The sequence below is a fragment of the Streptomyces sp. NBC_01546 genome, from assembly GCF_045208355.1.
GTDB lineage: Bacteria > Actinomycetota > Actinomycetes > Streptomycetales > Streptomycetaceae > Streptomyces.
Genome location: NZ_CP109379.1, coordinates 3,706,668 through 3,725,400, shown reverse-complemented (window position 1 = coordinate 3,725,400; position 18,733 = coordinate 3,706,668). Strand labels below are relative to the sequence as shown.

The window sequence follows — 18,733 nt, the reverse complement described above, 5'->3', positions numbered from 1 at the left end:
GACTGTATGTCAACCATGCTGCTCCGCAAGGGGATCACAGTGGGTGATTCCATCCTGTCGCGAGGCGAAGTGTCCGCCGGTTCGGATGGTGTGAGCGGTGCAGGTGCTTCAGGTTCAGCTGGAGGTAGGACCGGACCCCGCCGAAGTCGGCCGGGCGCGCCGGTGGGCCCGGTCGCGGCTGGCGGGGTCGGGCATAGGGGATGACGAACCGCTCGCCGAGACGCTGATCCTGCTGATCTCCGAGCTGGTCACGAACGCGGTCGTGCACACGGGCTGTCCGGCCGTGCTGCGGATGCTGTTCGGGGGGCCCGGGGTGCGGGTCGAGGTCGCGGACGCGAGTGACCGGGCGCCGGACCGCCGGCAGGCGGCGGGTGACGACACGGGCGGGCGCGGCCTGGAGCTGGTGGACGGCCTGGCGGACCGCTGGGGCTGGCAGCGCGAGGGTGCGGGCAAGCGGATCTGGTGCGAGATCGACCGCGCGGAGAAGTCCGCGGACGCGGCCTCCGGCGGCCCCTCGGAAATTCACACTCCCGGGCGGGAACCGCGCGTGTACCTCTAACGAGGTGTTGACGATCCGTCACATCTTGATCACCCTGGTGTGGAGCGATTCGACGCGAGGGGACGCCAAGGGCAGGCCTTGACGAGTGCGGGTCGCGGGGTGGCGGCTGCCGTGCCGCGCTCGGGGCGTGCATGCGCACCGCCGCCACCCGCAGGTCCTCACGCCCTCGAATTCAGCGGCGCGAGTGTCAAGCGGAATGAGTAATCGATCATCACTAAGTCGAAGTTGTCCAATCCCTACTTGGTCGATCGAGCTCGCCCTACACTTCGTGCCGACAACACCGGAATCAGGCAAGGGGGGCGGGACATGGCGCCTAGCCAATCGACCGTCGAAGTCCGAGTGCAGGAAGGTGTGCTGTGGGTCAACGGTGAGGCCTATCCATTGCGCAATATTTCCCACGTCGGGCAGCGCATGCTGGAAGTCGACAAGGGCGCGGCCTGGAGAAAGTTCATCGCCCGCGCTCTCATCACTCTCGTCATCGGTGGGATCGTGGCGGCCGCGGTCGGTGAAGTCGGGGTGATCCTGCTGGTCGCCGTGCTGGGTCTGCTGATCTGGCGGCTCGTCGCGCTCATCGGCAAGCCGCCGCTGTACGGCCTGGTCCTCAACACCTCCGGCACACAGCGCGACGCCGTGTGGTCCACGGAGCACAGCGAGATCCAGGCCCTCGTCATGGAGATCACCAAGGCGATCGGCCGCCCGGACACCGCCCAGGTGGTCTACAACGTGCGGCACGCCGTCATGGGCGACCACATCGAGCAGTACGGGGCCGGGAGCATCGGCAAGGCCCAGCACAGCGGCTCCGGCAACATCGGGACCCGCTGATGAGCGGCGACAGCTACACGCAGTACGGGGCCGGGAGCATCGGCAAGGCGGAGCACACCGGCTCCGGTGACATCGTGGCCGGCGGAAAGCGCGTAGGCGGCCCGGAGGCCGGGGAATCGGCCATCGAGACCCTTCTCGCGGAAGTCCGGGCGATGCGGCAGCACCTGGGTGAAGGCGACCGGGCGGAGGTGGACGCGGCAATCGAGGAGCTCAATTCGAATCCCCCCGAAGACCGTTTCAGGAGACTGCTCGGAACGTTCTCCGGAATTGCGACGCTGGTCGGAGAAGCCGGAGTTCCCGTGATCAATGCCGTCAGGGCACTACTCGGCTGAGCCGAGAGGAGAAAACAAAGGGGGCCGCGTCAAGCGGCCCCCATTTTTGACCCTCGGGGAGCCTTTATGCGTCGGCGCAGATCACGTCGTAGGGGCGGCCTACCGACATGGTCAGTTCCATGGGCTCGCTGGTGCCCGACGGGCACTCGCTCTTCGTCTTGACCAGGCCGAGCACCTTGTACGTGCCCGAACCGCCGCCCGCGCAGGGGACTTCCTGGGCCTGGTCCGTCACGCAGTCGCCCTTCACCAGCTGGCCGCCGCCCGCGCCCGGGTCGCCGGGGTGGTCGTTGGACAGGTTCCGGCCGCAGACGGTGTTGGTGGGGATGCCGCCCTTCTTGCTGCTGCCGTAGGAGATGCTCACCTCGATCATGAGGTCGGTGCCGGGCGGGCACTGGATCGAGCCGGGGAGGATGCTCGCGTCCTTGATGTCGATCGCCTTGAAGGAGGCACCGGTGGCGGTGCACTTCTGCGGCCGGTAGCCGTCGGGCTTGTTGTCCGGGTCGGGGCCGCCGCAGTCGCCGACCTTCCACGAACTCGACGTGTCGGAGGAGGACTCGGGGTTCCCGGAGTCCGAGGGGTTGGGCGAGGGCTTGGCGGACGGGGACGTCGTCGCGGAGGCGGACCCCTTGGGCTTGCCGTCGTCCTTGCCGAGCCAATGGGAGGCGCCGTAGATGCCGGCGATGACCAGGGCGACGGCAATGAAGCCGGCGATGCCTCCGTTCGACCGGCGCCTGGGGGGCTGGGGCGGCGGCGGTGGCGCTACCGCGTAGGGGTTGGCCATGGGTCCTCCTGTGGTGAGGGTGGTGGGTCCGGGGATGTGACGCGCGAACGGTGACGCGTCATGGACACCTCATGGTTCCACGGTGCGGAGGCCCGAATGACCGTGGGGCGCGGCCCGGCCGGGGCCGTCCCGCGGCCGCCCGTTCAGCCGTTGCCGGTGGTGGTTCTGGTGGCCGATCCGGTGGCGATCGCCTTGATCTCCTCAAGGACGGCGGCCAGGCCGTGCACGACCGCACTGGCGGCATCGAGATCGGGTGAGTGCCACGACTGGCTCGCGTCGCGGATCGACATCTGTGCGTAGTAGACGACGTGGCTGCTGATTTCCGTCGAGCAGATGGGGGTGGGGGTGGCCGAGGACGCGGAACTGAACCAGGTCTCCTTGAAGTTGGTGTACGGGAACATCATCCGGGAGCTGTCCTGCTGGATGCGGACCCCGCGGCTGGTGAACAGCAGGCGGCAGCCGCGCCGGGGGAAGAACAGAGGCTTGGCGGGCCACCGCCAGACCCCGATCAGTTCCTCGTCCTTCGCCAGCCCGAACCAGGGGCGCTCCTTGGTGAGCCAGGCGGGGGTCGCCAGACCGGGCCCGACCACCGTCAGTCCTTTGATGCGCCCGTGGCGGCCGAGCAGCAGTTGCCTGATCAGCGCGGGCATCCGGGAGGGCAGTTCCGGCGGCTGCGCCGGAATCACGATGACCGGGGTGCGCGATGCCGGTGCTGTCGTGGCGGGCTGCGTGTTCTTGGCGATGCAGACGAGACCGCCCCCGCCGCGGGAACCCAGCTCGGGTCGCTGGTTCCTGAGGAGGGTGTGTGCGTGGACATGCAGGGTCTGCATGGTGAGCAGCTCGGGTTCCCCCGGAATGCCATGGTCGAGGAGGTCGAGGAGCACACCCGTGAACGCGGTGTACGCGGCGCCGATGGGGGCCATGGCCCGCTTCGTCTCGGCGGACGCGGTGAACACGGCCCTGCTGGAGATCGCGGCCAGATCGGCCAGACGCTGCCCCGCCGACATCCCGGCCTTCACCGCCAGGCCGCTGAAACAGCAGTCGAGGATGACGACGACGTGCTTGGCCTTGGCGGCGCCGGGTCGCAGCCGCCGGCTGATGAACTCGTAGCGCAGGGCGGTGTCCAGTTCGTTCTCACGGGTGCCGGGCAGGCCGAGGTACAGCTCGTCGGAGAAGTCGTCGTTGATCCCGTGGCCGGCGAAGTACACCAGGAGCGTGTCGGTGGCCTCCTCGGCGGCCTTCGTGATGGTGCGGATGAACCCGTCCCGCACGTCTCCTGGTTGGACGATGCTGATGTTCTGCCGAGGCAGACCCCAGATGCGGGGGTCTGCCAGGGCGTCGGCCAGGCCGGTCACGTTGCGGGCGACCGCCGGGAGCGGCTCCATGTGCTCGTAGTCCCAGATTCCGGCGAGCACCGCACGCGAGGTGGACGGGTCGGCCAGTCTGATCTCCGCCATCAACGGCCCCGGGGGTCTCCGCCGGAGTTGTCGCGGCCGGTCGGATCGAGCCGCGCCGCGAGCTCTTCGGGGCTCTCCCCGCTGTCGTCGGCGAGTACGACCGATGCGTCCTCCGTGCCGACGCGGACAGCGCGGGACCCGGTGGTGCCGGTGGTGCCGGTGGTGCGGGTGTGCCGCCACAGGGTGATGGCGGCGATCACGGCGTTCAGCCCGGCCAGGGAGTTCGACACCACCACGTTGATGGTGTCCATGTCCCAGCCCATGGACCCCGGCTCCGCCGTGTCCCCCACCAGCGACAGCTCCGCCGCATCGGTGACGTCCGGGTCCTTGGACAGCCACCGGTACAGCGACTTGATCTCGTCGGAATCTTCGCCCTGTGCCATTGAGACGCGTATCCGCATGATGTCCCCCCATGCCCGTCGTCGCTCGACGGGAGGGACATGCCCCGGCCGACCGGCTCACAATCCCGCTCCGCCGACCGGCCCCGCCGCCGCCCGATGACCGCGCGGCACGCGGTGTGGCACGAAACCCGCGATCACGGGCAGAAGAGCCACTCGTGGACAGTCGGCCGGGGCGCGAGGCTTGAGCCATGACGAACCAGCCCCTCGGCCGCAGCGCCGTGTACACCGTCCTGACCACCGGCTACACCACCTCCACCGGCCCCGGGGTCGCGGCCACCGTCTCGTACGTCACCGACGGCGACCGGCACGTGATCGTGGACCCCGGCATGGTGGCCCACCGCGACCGCATCCTCGGCCCGCTCGCGGAACTGGGCCTGGGACCGGACGACATCACCGACGTCGTGCTCAGCCACCACCACCCCGACAACACCATGAACGTGGGCCTGTTCCCCCAGGCATGGGTCCACGACCACAAGGCGGAGTACCGCAACGACCAGTGGACCGACCGGGACGCCGAGGGCCATGAACTCACCGACTCCCTGCGCCTGATCCGCACCCCGGGCCACAGCCCCGAGGACATCACCCTCCTCGCCGGCACCGCCGACGGCGTGATCGCCTTCGCAGGCGACCTCTGGTGGCGCCCGGACGGTCCGGCCGAGGACCCGGTGGCTCCGGACCGGGACGTCCTGCGCACCTCGCGCCTTCGTGTCCTGGAGGCATCCGACGTGATCGTCCCGGGTCACGGCGGGCCGTTCCCGGCGGGGGACGAGGCGCCGCTGTAGCGGGCCGGCGCGGACCGCCTCACTCAACCGCACACGCCGGCCGCGCCGACCGCCCTGGCCGTGCCGACCGTCGCAAGGGGACTCCCATGACATCGCTGCTCGAACCCGCCAACTCCCCCCGGGGGACCGCCTGGCGCGCCGCCTGGTGCACGTGGCACCGCCCGCTGCTGATCTGCGCGGTCCTCATGACGGCCCTCATGCTCGTCTGCGCCGTCGGAACGGCCGTGGACAGCCGGATCCTGCTGGGCGAGTCGGTATGGGTCAAGCCGATGAAGTTCGGCTTCGCCTTCGCCCTCTACACCGGCACGCTGGCCTGGCTGCTGACCAAGCTGAACAAGGGAAGGCGCCTCGCCCGGTGGGTCGGTACCGTCTTCGCGCTGGCCGTGGCCGCCGAGGTCGGCGCCATCACCCTGCAGGCGGCACGCGGCACCTTCAGCCACTTCAACGCCGACCGGAGCGACCCGGTCACCCTGGCCCTCGTACCGGTCCTCACCTTCGGCGTCCTGGTCATCACCATCGCGCAACTGATCGTCGCGACAGCGGTGTTGGTCCAGCGCACGGGCGGACCGGACCTGAACCGGGCGATCCGGGCCGGGCTCGGCCTCGCCACCGCCGGCATGCTCATCCCGATCTACTGGATGGTGACCGTCACGCACCCCCGTACCGTCACCGACGCCAACGGCGCCGACGTCCCGATGTACCAGGGCCACGGCATCGGCGACCCCGACGGGCACGGCATGTTCCTCACCAACTGGAGCGCGACCGGGGGCGACTTCCGGGTCCCGCACTTCTTCGCCCTGCACGGCATCCAGGTACTGCTCCTGCTCACCGTCGCACTGACCGCCCTCTCCGCCCGGCACGCCTGGCTGCGGGACGAGCGGGCCCGCGCCCGCCTGGTGGGCAGCATCGCGCTCGGCTACGGCGGCCTGGTCGCGGTCGTCACCTGGCAGGCCGCCCGCGGCCAGTCCCTGATCCACCCGGACACCGCGACCCTCACGGCCTTCGGCGCGGTCCTCCTGCTCACCGCCGCGGCGACCGTACGGATCGTCGTCGGCGCCCGACGCGCCGTCGCAGCCTCCTGACCTCAGAGGATGGCCACGGGAGCCACCGGGGTGCCCGTGCCGCCGACGAACGGTTCCGGCATGGCGGAGAGGAGGAAGGCGTACCGGTTATCTTCTGCACAGGCTGTGGACAACTTTTCGAGATTCCAGTTCTGGCCCTGGTGCATGCCCATCTCGACCAGGTCGAGGGCGTGCACCGGCAACCAGAGATTCTCTATCTCCGGCGGGAAGATCTCGAACGTGAGCGTGTCGTTCGCGACCGCCGCCACGTCCCGGGCGTGGAACCACTCCGGGGTGCGGACGGACAGCCCCGGGGAGGGGAAGCCGTAGCCGTGCTTGTCACCCGCCAGGTAGACCTGGATCTGGCCCGTGCGGACCAGGACGATGTCTCCCGGGCGGACCGTGACCCCGCCGAACTCCTCCGCCTCGGCCAGGTCCTCCGGGGTCACCGCGTGACCCCCGGGCAGCCGGTCCAGGCCCTTGGTGCGCGCCACGTCCAGCAGCACGCCCCGCGAGACGATGTGCCCGGCCTTGTCGATGCCGCTGAACTCCGACCGCGCGTGCGCGGTGATCGAGGAGGCCGGGCGGCCGTTGTAGATCTTCCCGGAGTGGGAGACGTGCGTCAGGGCGTCCCAGTGGGTGCCCGCCTGGAGTCCCATGGTCACGGCGTCGTCGCTGCACGCCACCGTGCCCGGACCGAAGAGCTCCTGGTTGATCTGCACCATCGTGTGCAGCGGGTTGATCCGGCCGGGGATCAACCCGGCCTGCACCCCGTCCTCCTTGAGGGGGAGGGCCAGCGGGATTCGGCGGCCGGTACGGATCTCCGCCGCGGCGGCCCGGACCACCTGGTCGGTGACGAGGTTCAGGGTGCCGATCTCGTCCTCGGCGCCCCAGCGCCCCCAGTTGTTGACGCGCTTGGCGATGTCGTGGAACTCGGCGGGCAGTGACATGGGCCTCAACAGCTCCTTGCGTGGAAACGGCAACGAGGGCTTGTGCAGGTGCATCTGACTCCCCATAGAATCTAACGGTCCGTCAGAAAACGCGGGAAGGGGCCGGACGTGGGGAACTTCTTGTCAGGCAAGGTCGTCGCCGTCACCGGCGCCGGCCGGGGCATCGGGCGGGCCGTGGCACTCGCCGCGGCCGCCGAGGGCGCCAAGGTCGTCGTCAACGACTACGGGGTGGGCATCGGGGGCGGCGAGCCGACGAGCGAGATCGCCGACGGCGTGGTGAAGGAGATCCAGGCCGCCGGCGGCGAGGCCGTCGCCGTCGCCGACGACATCTCCACCATGGCGGGCGGCCAGCGCATCGTCGACACCGCGCTCGCGCGGTACGGGCGCATCGACGGCGTCGTGTGCGTGGCGGGCATCCTGCGCGAGCGGATGCTCTTCAACATGTCCGAGGAGGAATGGGACCCGGTGGTCGCCACCCACCTCAAGGGCACCTTCACCGTCTTCCGCGCCGCCTCGGCCGTCATGCGCCGGCAGGGCTCGGGCACCCTCATCGGCTTCACCAGCGGCAACCACCAGGGCTCCGTCGCCCAGGCCAACTACAGCGCCGCCAAGGGCGGGATCATCTCCCTCGTCCGGTCCGCCGCGCTGGGCCTGGCCAAGTACGGGGTCACGGCCAACGCCGTCGCACCGGTCGCCCGCACCCGCATGTCCGCCAACGTCCCCATGGAGCTCAAGGAGATCGGCGAGCCCGAGGACGTCGCGGCACTCGTCACCTACCTCCTCAGCGACCGGGCCAGGGTGGAGGACATCACCGGGCAGGTCTACACGATCGCCGGCCCGAAGATCGCCGTCTGGGCACAGCCGCGCGAACTGCGCGCCGGGTACGCCGAGGGCTCCTGGACCCCGGAGAAGATCGCCGACTTCCTGCCCGGGACGGTGGGCACCGACCCGATGCCGATGCTCGCGCAGCTCGAGGCCATGGCCAAGGCGGCGGCCGCCAAGGACCGCCCCAACGCGTAGAGGAGCGGGAGACCGGATGGACTTCAGCTTCGGGGCCGAGGACGAGGAGCTGCGCGGTCGCGCCCGCGCGTGGCTGGTGGAGCACCTCGTGGGCCCGTACGCGCGGGCACGGGGCCTCGGCGGGCCGGGCAGCGAACACGAGGGGGTCGGCGCCCGGCGGGCGTGGGAGCGCCAGCTGGGCCGGGGCGGCTGGATCGGGCAGGGCTGGGAGGCCGAGGGGTACGGGAACCGCCGGCTCTCGCTGACGGGGCAGGTGGTGTGGGCCGAGGAGTACGCGGCGCTGCGCGCGCCCGGCAGGGTCGGCCACATCGGGGAGAACCTCCTCGCGCCCACGCTCATCGCCTACGGGACCCGGGAGCAGCGGGACCGCTTCCTGCCCGGCATCGCGCGCGGGGAGGAGCTGTGGTGCCAGGGGTACAGCGAGCCGGACGCCGGCTCCGACCTCGCGGGCATCCGTACGGCGGCGGTACGGGAACCCGGTCGGGGCGCGGCCGGGCCGTACCGGATCACCGGCCAGAAGATCTGGACCTCCCTCGCCCAGGACGCCGACTGGTGCTTCGTACTGGCCCGCACCGAGCCGGGGTCCCGGCGCCACCGCGGGCTGTCCTTCCTGCTCGTACGGATGGACCAGCCGGGCCGGATCGACGTGCGGCCGATCCGGCAGATGTCGGGGACCTCGGAGTTCAACGAGGTGTTCTTCGACGGGGCGGTGGCCGACGAGGTCGTCGGCGCGGAGGGCGACGGCTGGACCGTGGCCATGGGACTCCTCGCCCTGGAGCGGGGGGTCTCGACCCTGGTCCAGCAGATCGGCTTCGCGGCGGAGCTGGAGCGCGTACTGGCGGCGTACGCGGCTTCGGGCGCTCCGGATCCGGCCGTGCGGGAGCGCCTCGTACGGCAGTGGGCCGAGCTGCGCACGATGCGGTGGAACGCGCTGCGGACGCTCGGCGCCGCCGGTGACGCGGGCGCGCCGAGCGTGGCCAAGCTGCTGTGGGGCGGGTGGCACCGGCGGCTGGGCGAGCTGGCGGTGGAGGTCCGGGGTGCGGTGGCCTCGGCCGGTCCGCAGGCCTGGGCGCCCGGGCTCCCGTACGAGCTCGGGCTCGACGAGGAGCAGCGGCTCTTCCTGTTCACCCGTGCCGACACGATCTACGGCGGCTCGGACGAGATCCAGCGCAACATCATCGCCGAGCGCGTGCTCGGCCTGCCTAAGGAGTCCAGTTGAATCCTCCCCCACGTCATAGACGAGGGGGATTCCTGGTTCACGCTGCTCGGTCGCCCAGCGAGCCATCGAGTCTTACGCGATCAACACCAGCCGGGTTGAAACCAGCCCGGACGCATGAAGTTGTGGAAGGAGTTGCTGTGCGGGCTTGGTTCTCGCTCCGCGATCAACAACATTACCACGCAGCGTGTGCGTGTCGTTACCCGAATTCTCTCCGGCCTGAGGGTCGGCGCATCCTGAAGGAGTTCCGGTGAGAGGCGTCGTATTCGACGGCAAGCAGGCCCAGGTGGTCGACGACCTGGAGATCCGCGACCCGGGGCCGGGGGAGGTGCTGGTCGCGATAGCGGCGGCCGGGCTGTGCCACAGCGATCTGTCGGTGATCGACGGGACGATTCCGTTCCCGCCGCCGGTGGTGCTCGGGCACGAGGGCGCGGGGGTGGTCGAGGCGGTCGGCTCGGGGGTCACGCACGTGGCGCCCGGGGACCACGTGGCGCTGTCCACCCTCGCCAACTGCGGGGCGTGCGCGGACTGCGACCGGGGCCGGCCGACGATGTGCCGCAAGGCGATCGGGATGCCCGGGCAGCCGTTCTCGCGGGGCGGGAAGCCGCTGTTCCAGTTCGCCTCCAACTCGGCCTTCGCGGAGCGGACGATTGTCAAGGCCGTGCAGGCGGTGAAGATCCCGGACGACATCCCGCTGACCTCGGCGGCCCTGATCGGCTGCGGGGTGCTGACGGGCGTGGGCGCGGTGCTGAACCGGGCGAAGGTCGACCGCGGCGAGTCGGTGGTCGTGATCGGCACCGGGGGGATCGGGCTGAACGTGCTCCAGGGGGCCAGGATCGCGGGGGCCACGACGATCGTGGCGGTCGACGCGAACCCGGCGAAGGAGGCGGTGGCCCGGCAGTTCGGGGCCACTCACTTCATCGACGCCTCGGCGGTCGCCGACTCCTCGGCGGCGGTGAAGGAGATCCTGCCCACCGGCGCGGACCACGCCTTCGAGTGCGTGGGCAGCGTGAAGCTGATCCGCCAGGCCATCGACCTCCTCGACCGGCACGGGCAGGCGATCCTGCTCGGCGTGCCCGGGTTCACGGAGGAGGCCTCGTTCCTCGTCTCGTCCATGTACCTGGACAAGACGATCATGGGCTGCCGGTACGGGTCCTCGCGCCCGCAGCGCGACATCGCGCTGTACGCCGAGCTCTACCGGCAGGGCCGGCTGCTGCTCGACGAGCTGGTGACGGAGGTCTACCCGGTCGAGGACTTCGCCAAGGCCGCGGACGACGCCCACCACGGCCGGGTGGCGCGCGGGGTCCTCACGTTCTAGCCGGGGTGGTGCCGGGACCGCCTGGCCGGCTGACGGAGTCGTCAGCCGGCCAGGCGTCCGAAGCGGCCCTTGTGGAAGAGGAGCGGGTCGCCCTCGCCCGCCGCGCCCATGGCCACGACCTTGCCGACCACGATGAGGTGGTCACCGCCGGTGTGGACGGCGTGGATCCGGCAGTCGATCCAGGCGGGCACGGCGTCGAGCTGCGGAGACCCGGTGACGGGGGCCGGGGTGTGGGTGACCCCGGCGAACTTGTCCGCGCCGCTGACGGCGAAGGACCGGCACAGCTCGCCCTGTTCGGCGCCCAGGATGTTGACGCAGAACACCCCGGCGCGGGCGATCCGCGGCCAGGTGGTCGACGTACGGGCCACCATGAAGGTGACCAGGGGCGGGTCGAGGGACAGCGAGGCGAAGGACTGGCAGGCGAAGCCGGCCGGGCCCTCCTCGTCCTCGCCGGGCGGCGCGGTGATGACGGTGACCCCGCTGGCGAAGTTCCCGAGCACGGCCCGGAATTCGGCGGGGGAGACCGGCGCGCGCTCGTCCGCGCCGACGGCACGCAGATCTGGGCGCGGCTGGGGGTACCCCCGGACGAAGTCTGGGGGAGCGTCGACGGGTCCCGGCTCCGGCGAGGCGGAGGCGGGGGAGCCGACTGACCTGAGGTATCGGACGACGGTGGCCGCCATCCCTGCGTGTCCCATCACACCCATGATTGAAGCTGACGGTTCGTCAGATTGGAAGGGTGGTGCGGGAGCAGTCCGCCCCGGGCTGCTTCTCCATAGCCCGGTTCGGTTCCCAACTCCCCTGTGATCAACGAGACATGGCCTTCCGGCGTGCGCGCGGGAGTGCCTGTGTACAGTCGTCGCCAACGACAGCGACGTCGGGGGCTGGGGTGGGCATGGGGAGCGGTTTTCGCAACCGGGCCGAGCGGATCGCACTGGGTGCGATGGCAGTGGCGGGCATCGCGGTCCTGCTCGCCGACGTCCTCGGGTGGCTCGACAAGATGGCCCCCGGGGGCACGCTCCCGAAGATCACGCTGCTCATCCTGAGCACGGTCACGCTCTTCCTCCTCATGGAGTTCGATCGCCTGAAGGTGCTCGACACCATGAACGCGCAGATCTCCAGACTCGACATCGACGGCATCGAGGGCCAGCTCCGGCGCGAGCGCTACGACGGCGTGGCGAGGGTGCACCCGACCTTCCCCGAGGCGGCCTTCCTCGAGCTGCTGAAGAACGCTCGGCGGGAGGTGTCCATCCTGCAGACCTGGATACCCAACCTCGAGCAGTTGAAGAGCGAGTTGACGAGGGCCGTCGCCGAACGGCGGACAGAGGTGCGCATCCTGTTGCTGCACCCTTCGTCACTGGTGGCGGACCTGCGCGACCGGGCGTTACAGGTCGGGGAGCCCGGCCGGGGGGTGGACGTGAGGGGAAGCCTGCAGATCCTCAAATCCGTCTACGACGAGGTTCCGCCGCAGCTGCGGCACATGCTCCAGGTGCGGGTGTACAACTCCCTGCCGTCGATCGCCGTGTACAAGGCCGACGAGCGCTACCTGGTCAGCTCGTTCCTGCACGGCCGGCTCGCCATCCAGTCGACCCAGCTCGAGATCGACGGGTGCGAGACGGCGATGGGCCGGGAAGTCCAGGGTGAGCTGGACAAGTTGTGGGGCATCGGCCGCGACGTCGATCTCCGTGACTGGCAAAGATCAATCGACACCATGAATTAGAGGTAACGGCCGTGGAAGAACTGGACCGGTTCGAGGACGAACTGATCGAGCGGTACGCGCAGCACCCGGTACTGGCGAACATCGCGCAGCTCTCGGACGAGGACTTCACCGCGATCCTCCTCCAGCGGCGCTTCCTTTCGCTCGCGTTCACCCCGGCCTACGACCTGGCGATCGATCTCCTGCGCGACGAGGAGGGGCTGCGGATCGCCCGGGTCATCCTGCGCGAGGAGTATCCGGACAGCCACGGGATGCGGTCCCACCGCGAGGACATGACGGCGGACATGTACCGGCTCGGCGTCTCCAGGGAGGCCCTCGTCCACACCAGGCCGACCCCGGCGACCAAGCGGGCCATCGACGCCACCTTCGACCTGATCGCCGACGCCGGTACCCACGACGACGCCGACCTGCGCGTGCTGACGATCCTGCGCTTCTGGGGCGAGATCCTGGTCTCCGTGGAGTACGGGCGGTTGTGGGAGCGCATGGAACCCGTGCTCACGCAGGACGGGTCGCGTTTCTACTACCCGCACCACTCCCACGACGCCAAGGGGACCTCGCTCGCGACCGCGAACCTCCTGGCCACGAGCCACTCCGACCGCCTGGCCACCCGGGTGTGGGCGTTCCTCGGCAGCGGGGGCGAGGGGGCGGCCGGCTCCTTCAGGGAAGTGGAGCGGCGCTCCCTCCAGATCAAGGTGGGGTTCTACGACCAGTTCCTGCCGGCGCTGGAACGCGTGGGGATCTGAAGCCGCGGTCGGCCCCTTTGCTCCGCACGGGTGAAACCCCGGCCCGCCAGGGGACCGTACGCCCGCCGGCACTCGGGGGGTCGGCATCGTGGCCGGCGGACTCGTACCGCCGGACCCGTAGGAGGCATTTCATGCTCGGCACCGACTTCCGTACCGGATCACCCAACTGGCTCGACCTCGGAAGCCCCGACACCGACGCGGCCGCCGCCTTCTACGGTGCCGTCTTCGGCTGGAACTTCGTCTCCGCCGGGCCCGAGGCGGGCGGGTACGGCTTCTTCCACGTGAACGGGAAGACCGTCGCCGCCCTGGGCCCGCTCACCGAGGAGGGGGCGACGTCCGCCTGGATGACCCACTTCCAGAGCACCGACATCCGGGCCACCGCCGAGGCCGTCAAGGCCGGGGGCGGGACGGTGCGGATGGAGCCCATGGACGTCATGGGCGAGGGCTGGCTGGCCCAGTTCACCGACCCGCAGGGTGCTGAGTTCGCGAGCTGGCAGCCGGGCAAGACCGGCGGGCTGGGGCTGGCCTCCGCCGAGAACACCCTGGTGTGGGTGGAACTGCACGTCCCGGACCCCGTCGCGGCCATCTCCTTCTACCACGGGCTGTTCGGGTGGCGGCACGAGGAGATGGAGGCGCCCGGCATGACGTACCGGGTGCTGAGCCTCGCCGAGGGCGACAAGCAGCTCACTTCGTTCGGCGGGGTCGCACCCCAGGGCGAGGGAGCGGGCGGCGGGTCGGCCATGATCCCGCGCTGGGTGCCGTACTTCAACGTGGCCGACGTGGACGCCACCGTCTCCACGATCGAGGGCAACGGCGGTGCGGTGATGATGCCGGCGGCGGACGTGCCGGGAGTCGGCCGGATCGCGTGGGCCTCCGACCCGGCGGGCGCGGTGTTCGCCCTGCTGAAGCCCGACCCCCGGATGTAGCGTTCAGCGGCCGAGGTACTTGGGCGTGCGGCGCTCCACGAAGCTCGCCACGCCCTCGTTCGCGTCGGCCGTGCCCATGTTGATCTCCTGTGCGGTGGCCTCGGCGGCCAGCGCGGCCGCCCGGTCGCTGTCCAGGGACGCGTTGACCAGCTGCTTCGCCAGGGCGAGGGCCCGGGTGGGGCCCTGCGCGAGGCGCTCCGCCCACTCCCGGGCGGCGGCCTCCAGCTCCCCGCCCGGGACGACCTTGTTGACCAGGCCGAGGCGCTCGGCCCCGGCCGCGGGGACGGCGTCGCCGAAGAAGATCAGCTCCTTGGCCTTCTGCGGGCCGATCAGGCGGGGGAGCAGGTACGCGCCCCCGCCGTCGGGGACCAGGCCGCGGCGGACGAACACCTCGATGAAACGGGCCTCTTCGGCGGCGATGACCAGGTCGCAGGCGAGGGCGAGGTGGGCGCCGATGCCGGCGGCCGTGCCGTTGACGGCGGCGATGACCGGTTTCTCGCAGTCGAGGACCGCGGTGATCAGGCGCTGCGCGCCGAGGCGGATCATGCGGGCCACGTCACCGGCGACGCGTTCGGCGCCGGCCGGTGCGCCGCGCAGGTCGGCGCCCGCGCAGAAGCCCTTGCCGGTGGCGGTGACGACGACGGCCCGGACGCCGGGGTCGGCGGAGGCGTCGGCGAGCAGCGCGATGACGCGTTCGCGCTGGTCCCAGGTGACGGCGTTCATGGCCTCGGGCCGGTTGAGGGTGATCCAGGAGACGCCGTTGTCGATGCGGTGGAGGACTTCGTCCTCGGGGGTGCGGGTCATGGGTGAACTCCCGTTCATGGTGGGGACCCCTAGGTCGTGTCGTCAAAGTCCCGTCTGGCTGGCGGGGCCTGGCACGCACGCTCGCCGCGTTGTCGTCGGTCACCGACGCTCCGCGTCGATTCCCTCCTCCGCCTTGCGATCGCACGCACCAGGCCCCGCCAGCCCCGCCCTTCGGGCGGCCGACGCTACTTTGACGACACTCCCTAGCGGCAGATGGCGAGGGCGTCCAGGGCGACCGCCCCCTGGCCGCGGGGGAGGACCATCAGCGGGTTGATGTCCAGCTCGGAGAGCTCGTCACCCAGCTCCAGCGCCATCCGCTGGATCCGCAGGATGACCTCCACCAGGGCGTCGACATCGGCCGGGGGTGCTCCCCGTACGCCCTCCAGCAGCGCGTGCCCGCGCAGTTCGGTGAGCATCGCGCGGGCCTGGTTCTCCCCGAAGGGCGGCACGCGGACCGCCGCGTCGTGCAGGACCTCCACCAGGACCCCGCCCAGCCCCACCGTGACGGTGGGCCCGAAGAGGTCGTCCTGGGTGACGCCGACGACCATTTCCACACCGCGTTCGACCATCTGGCAGACCAGGATGCCGTCCAGCGGGACGTTCTCGTAGCGGGCTATGTCGGTGAGCTCGCGGTAGGCGTCGCGGATCTGGCTCGCGGAGGTCAGGCCGATCTTGACCAGGCCCAGTTCCGTCTTGTGGCCCAGCTGGGGGCCCGAGGCCTTCATGACCACGGGGTAGCCGACCAGGCCGGCCGCGCGGACGGCGGCCGCCGCGCTCGTTACGAGCTGCTCGCGCGGCACCCGGATCCCGTACGCCCGCAGCAGCTGCTTCGCCGCGTGCTCGCTGAGCTGCTGCCCGGGCCGCATCAGGGCCTGCGCCTTGCGGTACGAGGGTGAGGGCGTGCGGGGGGCCTCGTCGAAGGGGGAGCGATAGCCGGTGGTGAACCGGTGGTGGCCGAGGTAGGCGCGGACGGCGGTGATGCAGTTGCCGAAGGTGCGGAAGGTGGCCACGCGGGAGGAGCCGAGCAGGGTGCTGCGGTAGGCCTCCTCGGTGCCGACCGGGGAGCCCCAGATCACGCAGATCAGCTTGTCCGAGGCCTCCGCCGCGTCCACCAGGTCCTGGGCGAGCTTGTCGCTCATGGGCGGGAAGGGCCCGGTGATCGGGCAGATCAGCACGCCCACCGAGGGGTCGGCGAGGATCGCGTCGATGATCTTGCGGCCGCGCCAGTCGCCGACCGGGTGGCCGCCGTTGTCGACGGGGTTGGCGACGTTCAGGTACTCCGGGATCCACTGGTGGAGCTCGTCCTGTTTGGCCCGGGAGAGGGTCGGGAGGCTGAGTCCGGCCTCCGTCGCCAGGTCGGAGAAGTGGGCGCCGGTGCCGCCGGAGATGGAGTAGACGACGACCCCCTCGGCTTGGGGCCTGCGGGCCCGGGCGAGCAGGGCGGCGGTGTCCTGGAGCTCGTCCAGGCCGTCGACGCGGATGACGCCGAACTGGCGCATGGCGGCGTCCACGACGGTGTCCGCGCCGGTCAGCTTCCCGGTGTGGGAGGCGGCCATCCGGGCGCCGGTCTCGGTGCGGCCGACCTTGACGGCGACGACCGGGACCCCGTTGCGCGCGGCCCGGTCGGCGGCGAGCAGGAAGGACCGGCCGTCCTTGAGCCCTTCCACGTAGCAGGCGATCGCCCCGACCTCGGGCTGCTCGGCGAAGTAGGAGATGAAGTCGGAGGTCTCCAGGTCCGCCTCGTTGCCGGTCGGCGCCCAGTGGGAGAGGCGGATGCCCAGCTCCTGGAGGGTGTAGACGGGCCGTCCCTGGTGGCCGGACTGGGTGATCAGCGCGATGGCCGGTCCGGTGAGGTCGCCGCGGAACCTCTCGAAGGCGTTGAGGTTCGTGTTGGGGCCCAGCAGGCGCAGCCCCGAGCGGCCGACGGCGGCCGTGAGGCGGGCCTGGGCGGCGGCGCCCGCGTCCCCGGTCTCGGCGAAGCCGGAGGCGAAGGCGACGGCGAACTTCACCTTGGTCTCGGCCAGTTCCTCGATGACGGGGAGCGGATCGGCGACGAGGAGGACGGCGAGGTCCACCTGCTCGGGCAGCGCCGCGACCGAGGGCGCGCACGGCAGGCCGAAGACGCTCTCGCGGGTCGGGTGCACGGGATGGATGCGTGCGCCGACGCGCTGCGCCCAGGCCATGAGCTGGCGGGTGATGCCGGCGTTCGGTCTGCCCTCGGCATCGGAGGCGCCGATGACGGCGACCGACTCGGGCCGGAAGAACCGGTCCAGGTCGGGGACGTCGGAGTGCAGGGGCCGTCCGCTGACGTCCATGGCGACCGCGTCCTCGGCGGACGGCGCCGCCGAGGAGTGGACGGCCGTTCTGGGGGACTCCCCGCAGGCCTCGACACGTGCGCGGAAGTCGGTGGTGAGGGTGCCGTGAGTAGATCCAAGCATCGTTCCGCCCGCTCCTGCTCGATGAACCTCGATGGAACTCAATAACTGACGTGTAGTCAGATTACTGAACTGACGTGCCGTCAGGAACAGGGCTGCGCAGGAAAGGTGGTGGAGGTGGTGTGTGGAACGGTGTCAGATCCGCTCGGCGGCGGTCCAGAGTGCCGTTCCGGCCGGACTCAGGCCGGGGTGCGCAGGTGGCGGGCGACAGCCTTGGCGATCTTCTCGGCGTCCCGGGCCATCTCCCGGAACATCCCGCTGATGGGGTTGGAGAAGCCGGTGAAGTACAGGCCGGGGGCGTGCGCGGGGGTGTGGGCGCCGTGCGTACGGGGCCGCCCGCGCTCGTCGAGCACTCCGTCCAGCCCGCCCACCAGCCCCTCCAGGGCCCGGCGGTATCCGGTCGCCGCGACCACCGCGTCCGGGGTGATCCGCGAGCCGTCCGCGAGCACCACCTCCGCGCCGTCGAAGGCCTCCACGGCGGCCACCGGCTCCACCCGCCCGGCGCGGACCGCGTCGATCAGGCCGACGTCCTGGACCGGGATCGCCCCCTCCTCGACCCTGCTGTACAGGCCGGTGCCGGGCCGTGGGAGCCCGTACGCCGACAGGTCGGGTACCGAAACCCGGGCGACGAGCGCGCCCAGCCGGTCCACGAGGCGCACGGGCAGCCGGCGTACGAGGATCCCCGTGCGCTGGGCCGGCCAGCCGGCGGTGGAGCGGCGCACGATGTGCGGGGCGGTGCGCACGGCGAGCCGTACCCGGGCGGCGCCGCCCTCGACGAGATCGACGGCTATCTCGGCGCCGGTGTTGCCGACGCCGACGACCAGGACGTCCAGGCCGGCGTACGGCGTGGGGTTGCGGTAGTCGGCGGCGTGCGACAGCTGCCCGGTGTACGTGTCGCGGCCGGGCCAGTCGGGGAGCCTGGGCGTGTGGTTGAACCCGGTGGCGACCACCACGGCTGCGGCGGTGAGCACCCGGCCGCCGGTGGCGTGCAGCGTCCAGCCGCCGTTGCCGCCGTTCCCGTCGTTCCCGTCGTTCCCGTTGCTTTCGATGTGCGTCACCTCGACACCGGTGACGACCTCCAGCTCGTGGAACTCGGCGTACTTCTCCAGGTACCGCACCACGTCGTCGCGCGAGACCCACCGGCCGAAGCGGCGCGGCATGGCCAGGCCGGGGAGCGCCGAGAGCCGGCGCGTGGTGTGCAGGTGGAGGCGGTCGTAGTGCCGCCGCCAGGACGCGCCGACCTCGTCGGACTTCTCGACGACCACGGCGCGGACCCCGCGGGCGCGCAGCGCTGCGGCGGCGGCGAGCCCGCCGGGACCGCCGCCGATGACGTACACGGGGCGGGGCTGAGTGGTCATGTCGGGTACTGCGGGGACTCCTGGCATGAGGTGTGATCGTATCGCCACGCTGAG

At 71.0% G+C, this 18,733-nt stretch carries 19 protein-coding genes; 11 read left to right on the top strand and 8 right to left on the bottom strand.

Going from position 1 to position 18,733, the window contains the following annotated elements:
- Positions 1 to 97 precede the first annotated feature (97 nt).
- The 3 genes from OHA89_RS16890 to OHA89_RS16880 all read left to right on the top strand — a co-directional run bounded on the left by OHA89_RS16890 (position 98) and on the right by OHA89_RS16880 (position 1,713).
- Positions 98 to 559, top strand: coding sequence for an ATP-binding protein (locus OHA89_RS16890; RefSeq protein WP_215139500.1), 462 nt, complete (start codon positions 98 to 100; stop codon positions 557 to 559).
- Between the two features lie 306 nt (positions 560 to 865).
- The gene (locus OHA89_RS16885; protein ID WP_257554938.1) at positions 866 to 1,381 is read left to right on the top strand and encodes a DUF6232 family protein; all 516 of its coding nucleotides are present in this window, start codon (positions 866 to 868) and stop codon (positions 1,379 to 1,381) included.
- Positions 1,381 to 1,713: a hypothetical protein gene (locus OHA89_RS16880; RefSeq protein WP_406366528.1), complete on the top strand. Its 333-nt coding sequence runs from the start codon at positions 1,381 to 1,383 to the stop codon at positions 1,711 to 1,713. The genes OHA89_RS16885 and OHA89_RS16880 overlap by 1 nt, the downstream gene beginning before the upstream one ends.
- Before the next feature lie 64 nt (positions 1,714 to 1,777).
- Here OHA89_RS16880 and OHA89_RS16875 read toward each other — a convergent pair whose 3' ends face one another.
- From OHA89_RS16875 to OHA89_RS16865, 3 genes are all read right to left on the bottom strand, one after another.
- Positions 1,778 to 2,494 carry a hypothetical protein gene (locus tag OHA89_RS16875; protein WP_215139497.1) on the bottom strand — a complete coding sequence of 239 codons (717 nt, stop codon included), beginning with the start codon at positions 2,492 to 2,494 and terminating at the stop codon, positions 1,778 to 1,780.
- A 143-nt stretch (positions 2,495 to 2,637) separates the two neighbouring features.
- Complete coding sequence (locus OHA89_RS16870; protein ID WP_266608401.1) at positions 2,638 to 3,951, bottom strand: caspase, EACC1-associated type; 1,314 nt, start codon at positions 3,949 to 3,951, stop codon at positions 2,638 to 2,640.
- Entirely contained in the window at positions 3,951 to 4,334 is a 384-nt protein-coding gene (locus OHA89_RS16865) for a hypothetical protein (protein ID WP_406366526.1), read from the bottom strand. The genes OHA89_RS16870 and OHA89_RS16865 overlap by 1 nt, the downstream gene beginning before the upstream one ends.
- Positions 4,335 to 4,540: 206 nt before the next feature.
- Between OHA89_RS16865 and OHA89_RS16860 the strand changes: the two genes are divergently transcribed.
- Positions 4,541 to 5,134 carry an MBL fold metallo-hydrolase gene (locus tag OHA89_RS16860; protein WP_215139494.1) on the top strand — a complete coding sequence of 198 codons (594 nt, stop codon included), beginning with the start codon at positions 4,541 to 4,543 and terminating at the stop codon, positions 5,132 to 5,134.
- Between the two features lie 86 nt (positions 5,135 to 5,220).
- On the top strand, positions 5,221 to 6,216 hold the full coding sequence (locus OHA89_RS16855; protein WP_406366525.1) for a hypothetical protein: 996 nt from the start codon (positions 5,221 to 5,223) through the stop codon (positions 6,214 to 6,216).
- 2 nt (positions 6,217 to 6,218) lie between these two features.
- Here OHA89_RS16855 and OHA89_RS16850 read toward each other — a convergent pair whose 3' ends face one another.
- Positions 6,219 to 7,145 (bottom strand): cyclase family protein, encoded by a 927-nt coding sequence (locus tag OHA89_RS16850; protein ID WP_406366523.1) that lies wholly within the window; start codon positions 7,143 to 7,145, stop codon positions 6,219 to 6,221.
- Between the two features lie 108 nt (positions 7,146 to 7,253).
- On the opposite strand from OHA89_RS16850, the gene OHA89_RS16845 reads away from it, so the two are divergent.
- From OHA89_RS16845 to OHA89_RS16835, 3 genes are all read left to right on the top strand, one after another.
- Positions 7,254 to 8,165 (top strand): SDR family oxidoreductase, encoded by a 912-nt coding sequence (locus OHA89_RS16845; protein WP_406366521.1) that lies wholly within the window; start codon positions 7,254 to 7,256, stop codon positions 8,163 to 8,165.
- Between the two features lie 16 nt (positions 8,166 to 8,181).
- Entirely contained in the window at positions 8,182 to 9,384 is a 1,203-nt protein-coding gene (locus tag OHA89_RS16840; protein WP_266608395.1) for an acyl-CoA dehydrogenase family protein, read from the top strand.
- A gap of 247 nt (positions 9,385 to 9,631) precedes the next feature.
- Positions 9,632 to 10,699: a Zn-dependent alcohol dehydrogenase gene (locus OHA89_RS16835; protein WP_215139489.1), complete on the top strand. Its 1,068-nt coding sequence runs from the start codon at positions 9,632 to 9,634 to the stop codon at positions 10,697 to 10,699.
- A gap of 41 nt (positions 10,700 to 10,740) precedes the next feature.
- On the opposite strand, the gene OHA89_RS16830 is transcribed toward OHA89_RS16835, so the two are convergent.
- Positions 10,741 to 11,379: a flavin reductase family protein gene (locus tag OHA89_RS16830; protein ID WP_266612283.1), complete on the bottom strand. Its 639-nt coding sequence runs from the start codon at positions 11,377 to 11,379 to the stop codon at positions 10,741 to 10,743.
- A gap of 212 nt (positions 11,380 to 11,591) precedes the next feature.
- On the opposite strand from OHA89_RS16830, the gene OHA89_RS16825 reads away from it, so the two are divergent.
- The 3 genes from OHA89_RS16825 to OHA89_RS16815 all read left to right on the top strand — a co-directional run bounded on the left by OHA89_RS16825 (position 11,592) and on the right by OHA89_RS16815 (position 14,082).
- Positions 11,592 to 12,416, top strand: a complete 825-nt coding sequence (locus tag OHA89_RS16825) for a hypothetical protein (protein WP_257554924.1) — start codon at positions 11,592 to 11,594, stop codon at positions 12,414 to 12,416.
- A gap of 11 nt (positions 12,417 to 12,427) precedes the next feature.
- Positions 12,428 to 13,156 (top strand): hypothetical protein, encoded by a 729-nt coding sequence (locus tag OHA89_RS16820; RefSeq protein ID WP_266608390.1) that lies wholly within the window; start codon positions 12,428 to 12,430, stop codon positions 13,154 to 13,156.
- A gap of 131 nt (positions 13,157 to 13,287) precedes the next feature.
- On the top strand, positions 13,288 to 14,082 hold the full coding sequence (locus OHA89_RS16815; RefSeq protein ID WP_266608388.1) for a VOC family protein: 795 nt from the start codon (positions 13,288 to 13,290) through the stop codon (positions 14,080 to 14,082).
- Between the two features lie 3 nt (positions 14,083 to 14,085).
- Here the strand turns inward: OHA89_RS16815 and OHA89_RS16810 are convergent, their stop codons facing one another.
- The 3 genes from OHA89_RS16810 to OHA89_RS16800 form a co-directional block, all read right to left on the bottom strand.
- Positions 14,086 to 14,886 (bottom strand): enoyl-CoA hydratase/isomerase family protein, encoded by an 801-nt coding sequence (locus tag OHA89_RS16810; protein WP_266608386.1) that lies wholly within the window; start codon positions 14,884 to 14,886, stop codon positions 14,086 to 14,088.
- Between the two features lie 203 nt (positions 14,887 to 15,089).
- Entirely contained in the window at positions 15,090 to 17,324 is a 2,235-nt protein-coding gene (locus tag OHA89_RS16805) for an acetate--CoA ligase family protein (protein ID WP_406366519.1), read from the bottom strand.
- Positions 17,325 to 17,500: 176 nt separating this feature from the next.
- Entirely contained in the window at positions 17,501 to 18,679 is a 1,179-nt protein-coding gene (locus OHA89_RS16800) for an NAD(P)/FAD-dependent oxidoreductase (protein WP_266608382.1), read from the bottom strand.
- Positions 18,680 to 18,733 lie beyond the last annotated feature (54 nt).

Excerpts from the sequence above, each read along its gene's own strand:
- OHA89_RS16885 (WP_257554938.1), top strand. The coding sequence starts at position 866 with ATGGCGCCTAGCCAATCGACCGTCGAAGTCCGAGTGCAGGAAGGTGTG.
- OHA89_RS16880 (WP_406366528.1), top strand. The coding sequence starts at position 1,381 with ATGAGCGGCGACAGCTACACGCAGTACGGGGCCGGGAGCATCGGCAAG.
- OHA89_RS16875 (WP_215139497.1), bottom strand. The coding sequence starts at position 2,494 with ATGGCCAACCCCTACGCGGTAGCGCCACCGCCGCCGCCCCAGCCCCCC.
- OHA89_RS16870 (WP_266608401.1), bottom strand. The coding sequence starts at position 3,951 with ATGGCGGAGATCAGACTGGCCGACCCGTCCACCTCGCGTGCGGTGCTC.
- OHA89_RS16865 (WP_406366526.1), bottom strand. The coding sequence starts at position 4,334 with ATGGCACAGGGCGAAGATTCCGACGAGATCAAGTCGCTGTACCGGTGG.
- OHA89_RS16860 (WP_215139494.1), top strand. The coding sequence starts at position 4,541 with ATGACGAACCAGCCCCTCGGCCGCAGCGCCGTGTACACCGTCCTGACC.
- OHA89_RS16855 (WP_406366525.1), top strand. The coding sequence starts at position 5,221 with ATGACATCGCTGCTCGAACCCGCCAACTCCCCCCGGGGGACCGCCTGG.
- OHA89_RS16850 (WP_406366523.1), bottom strand. The coding sequence starts at position 7,145 with ATGTCACTGCCCGCCGAGTTCCACGACATCGCCAAGCGCGTCAACAAC.
- OHA89_RS16840 (WP_266608395.1), top strand. The coding sequence starts at position 8,182 with ATGGACTTCAGCTTCGGGGCCGAGGACGAGGAGCTGCGCGGTCGCGCC.
- OHA89_RS16830 (WP_266612283.1), bottom strand. The coding sequence starts at position 11,379 with ATGGCGGCCACCGTCGTCCGATACCTCAGGTCAGTCGGCTCCCCCGCC.
- OHA89_RS16825 (WP_257554924.1), top strand. The coding sequence starts at position 11,592 with ATGGGGAGCGGTTTTCGCAACCGGGCCGAGCGGATCGCACTGGGTGCG.
- OHA89_RS16815 (WP_266608388.1), top strand. The coding sequence starts at position 13,288 with ATGCTCGGCACCGACTTCCGTACCGGATCACCCAACTGGCTCGACCTC.
- OHA89_RS16810 (WP_266608386.1), bottom strand. The coding sequence starts at position 14,886 with ATGACCCGCACCCCCGAGGACGAAGTCCTCCACCGCATCGACAACGGC.
- OHA89_RS16805 (WP_406366519.1), bottom strand. The coding sequence starts at position 17,324 with ATGCTTGGATCTACTCACGGCACCCTCACCACCGACTTCCGCGCACGT.
- OHA89_RS16800 (WP_266608382.1), bottom strand. The coding sequence starts at position 18,679 with ATGACCACTCAGCCCCGCCCCGTGTACGTCATCGGCGGCGGTCCCGGC.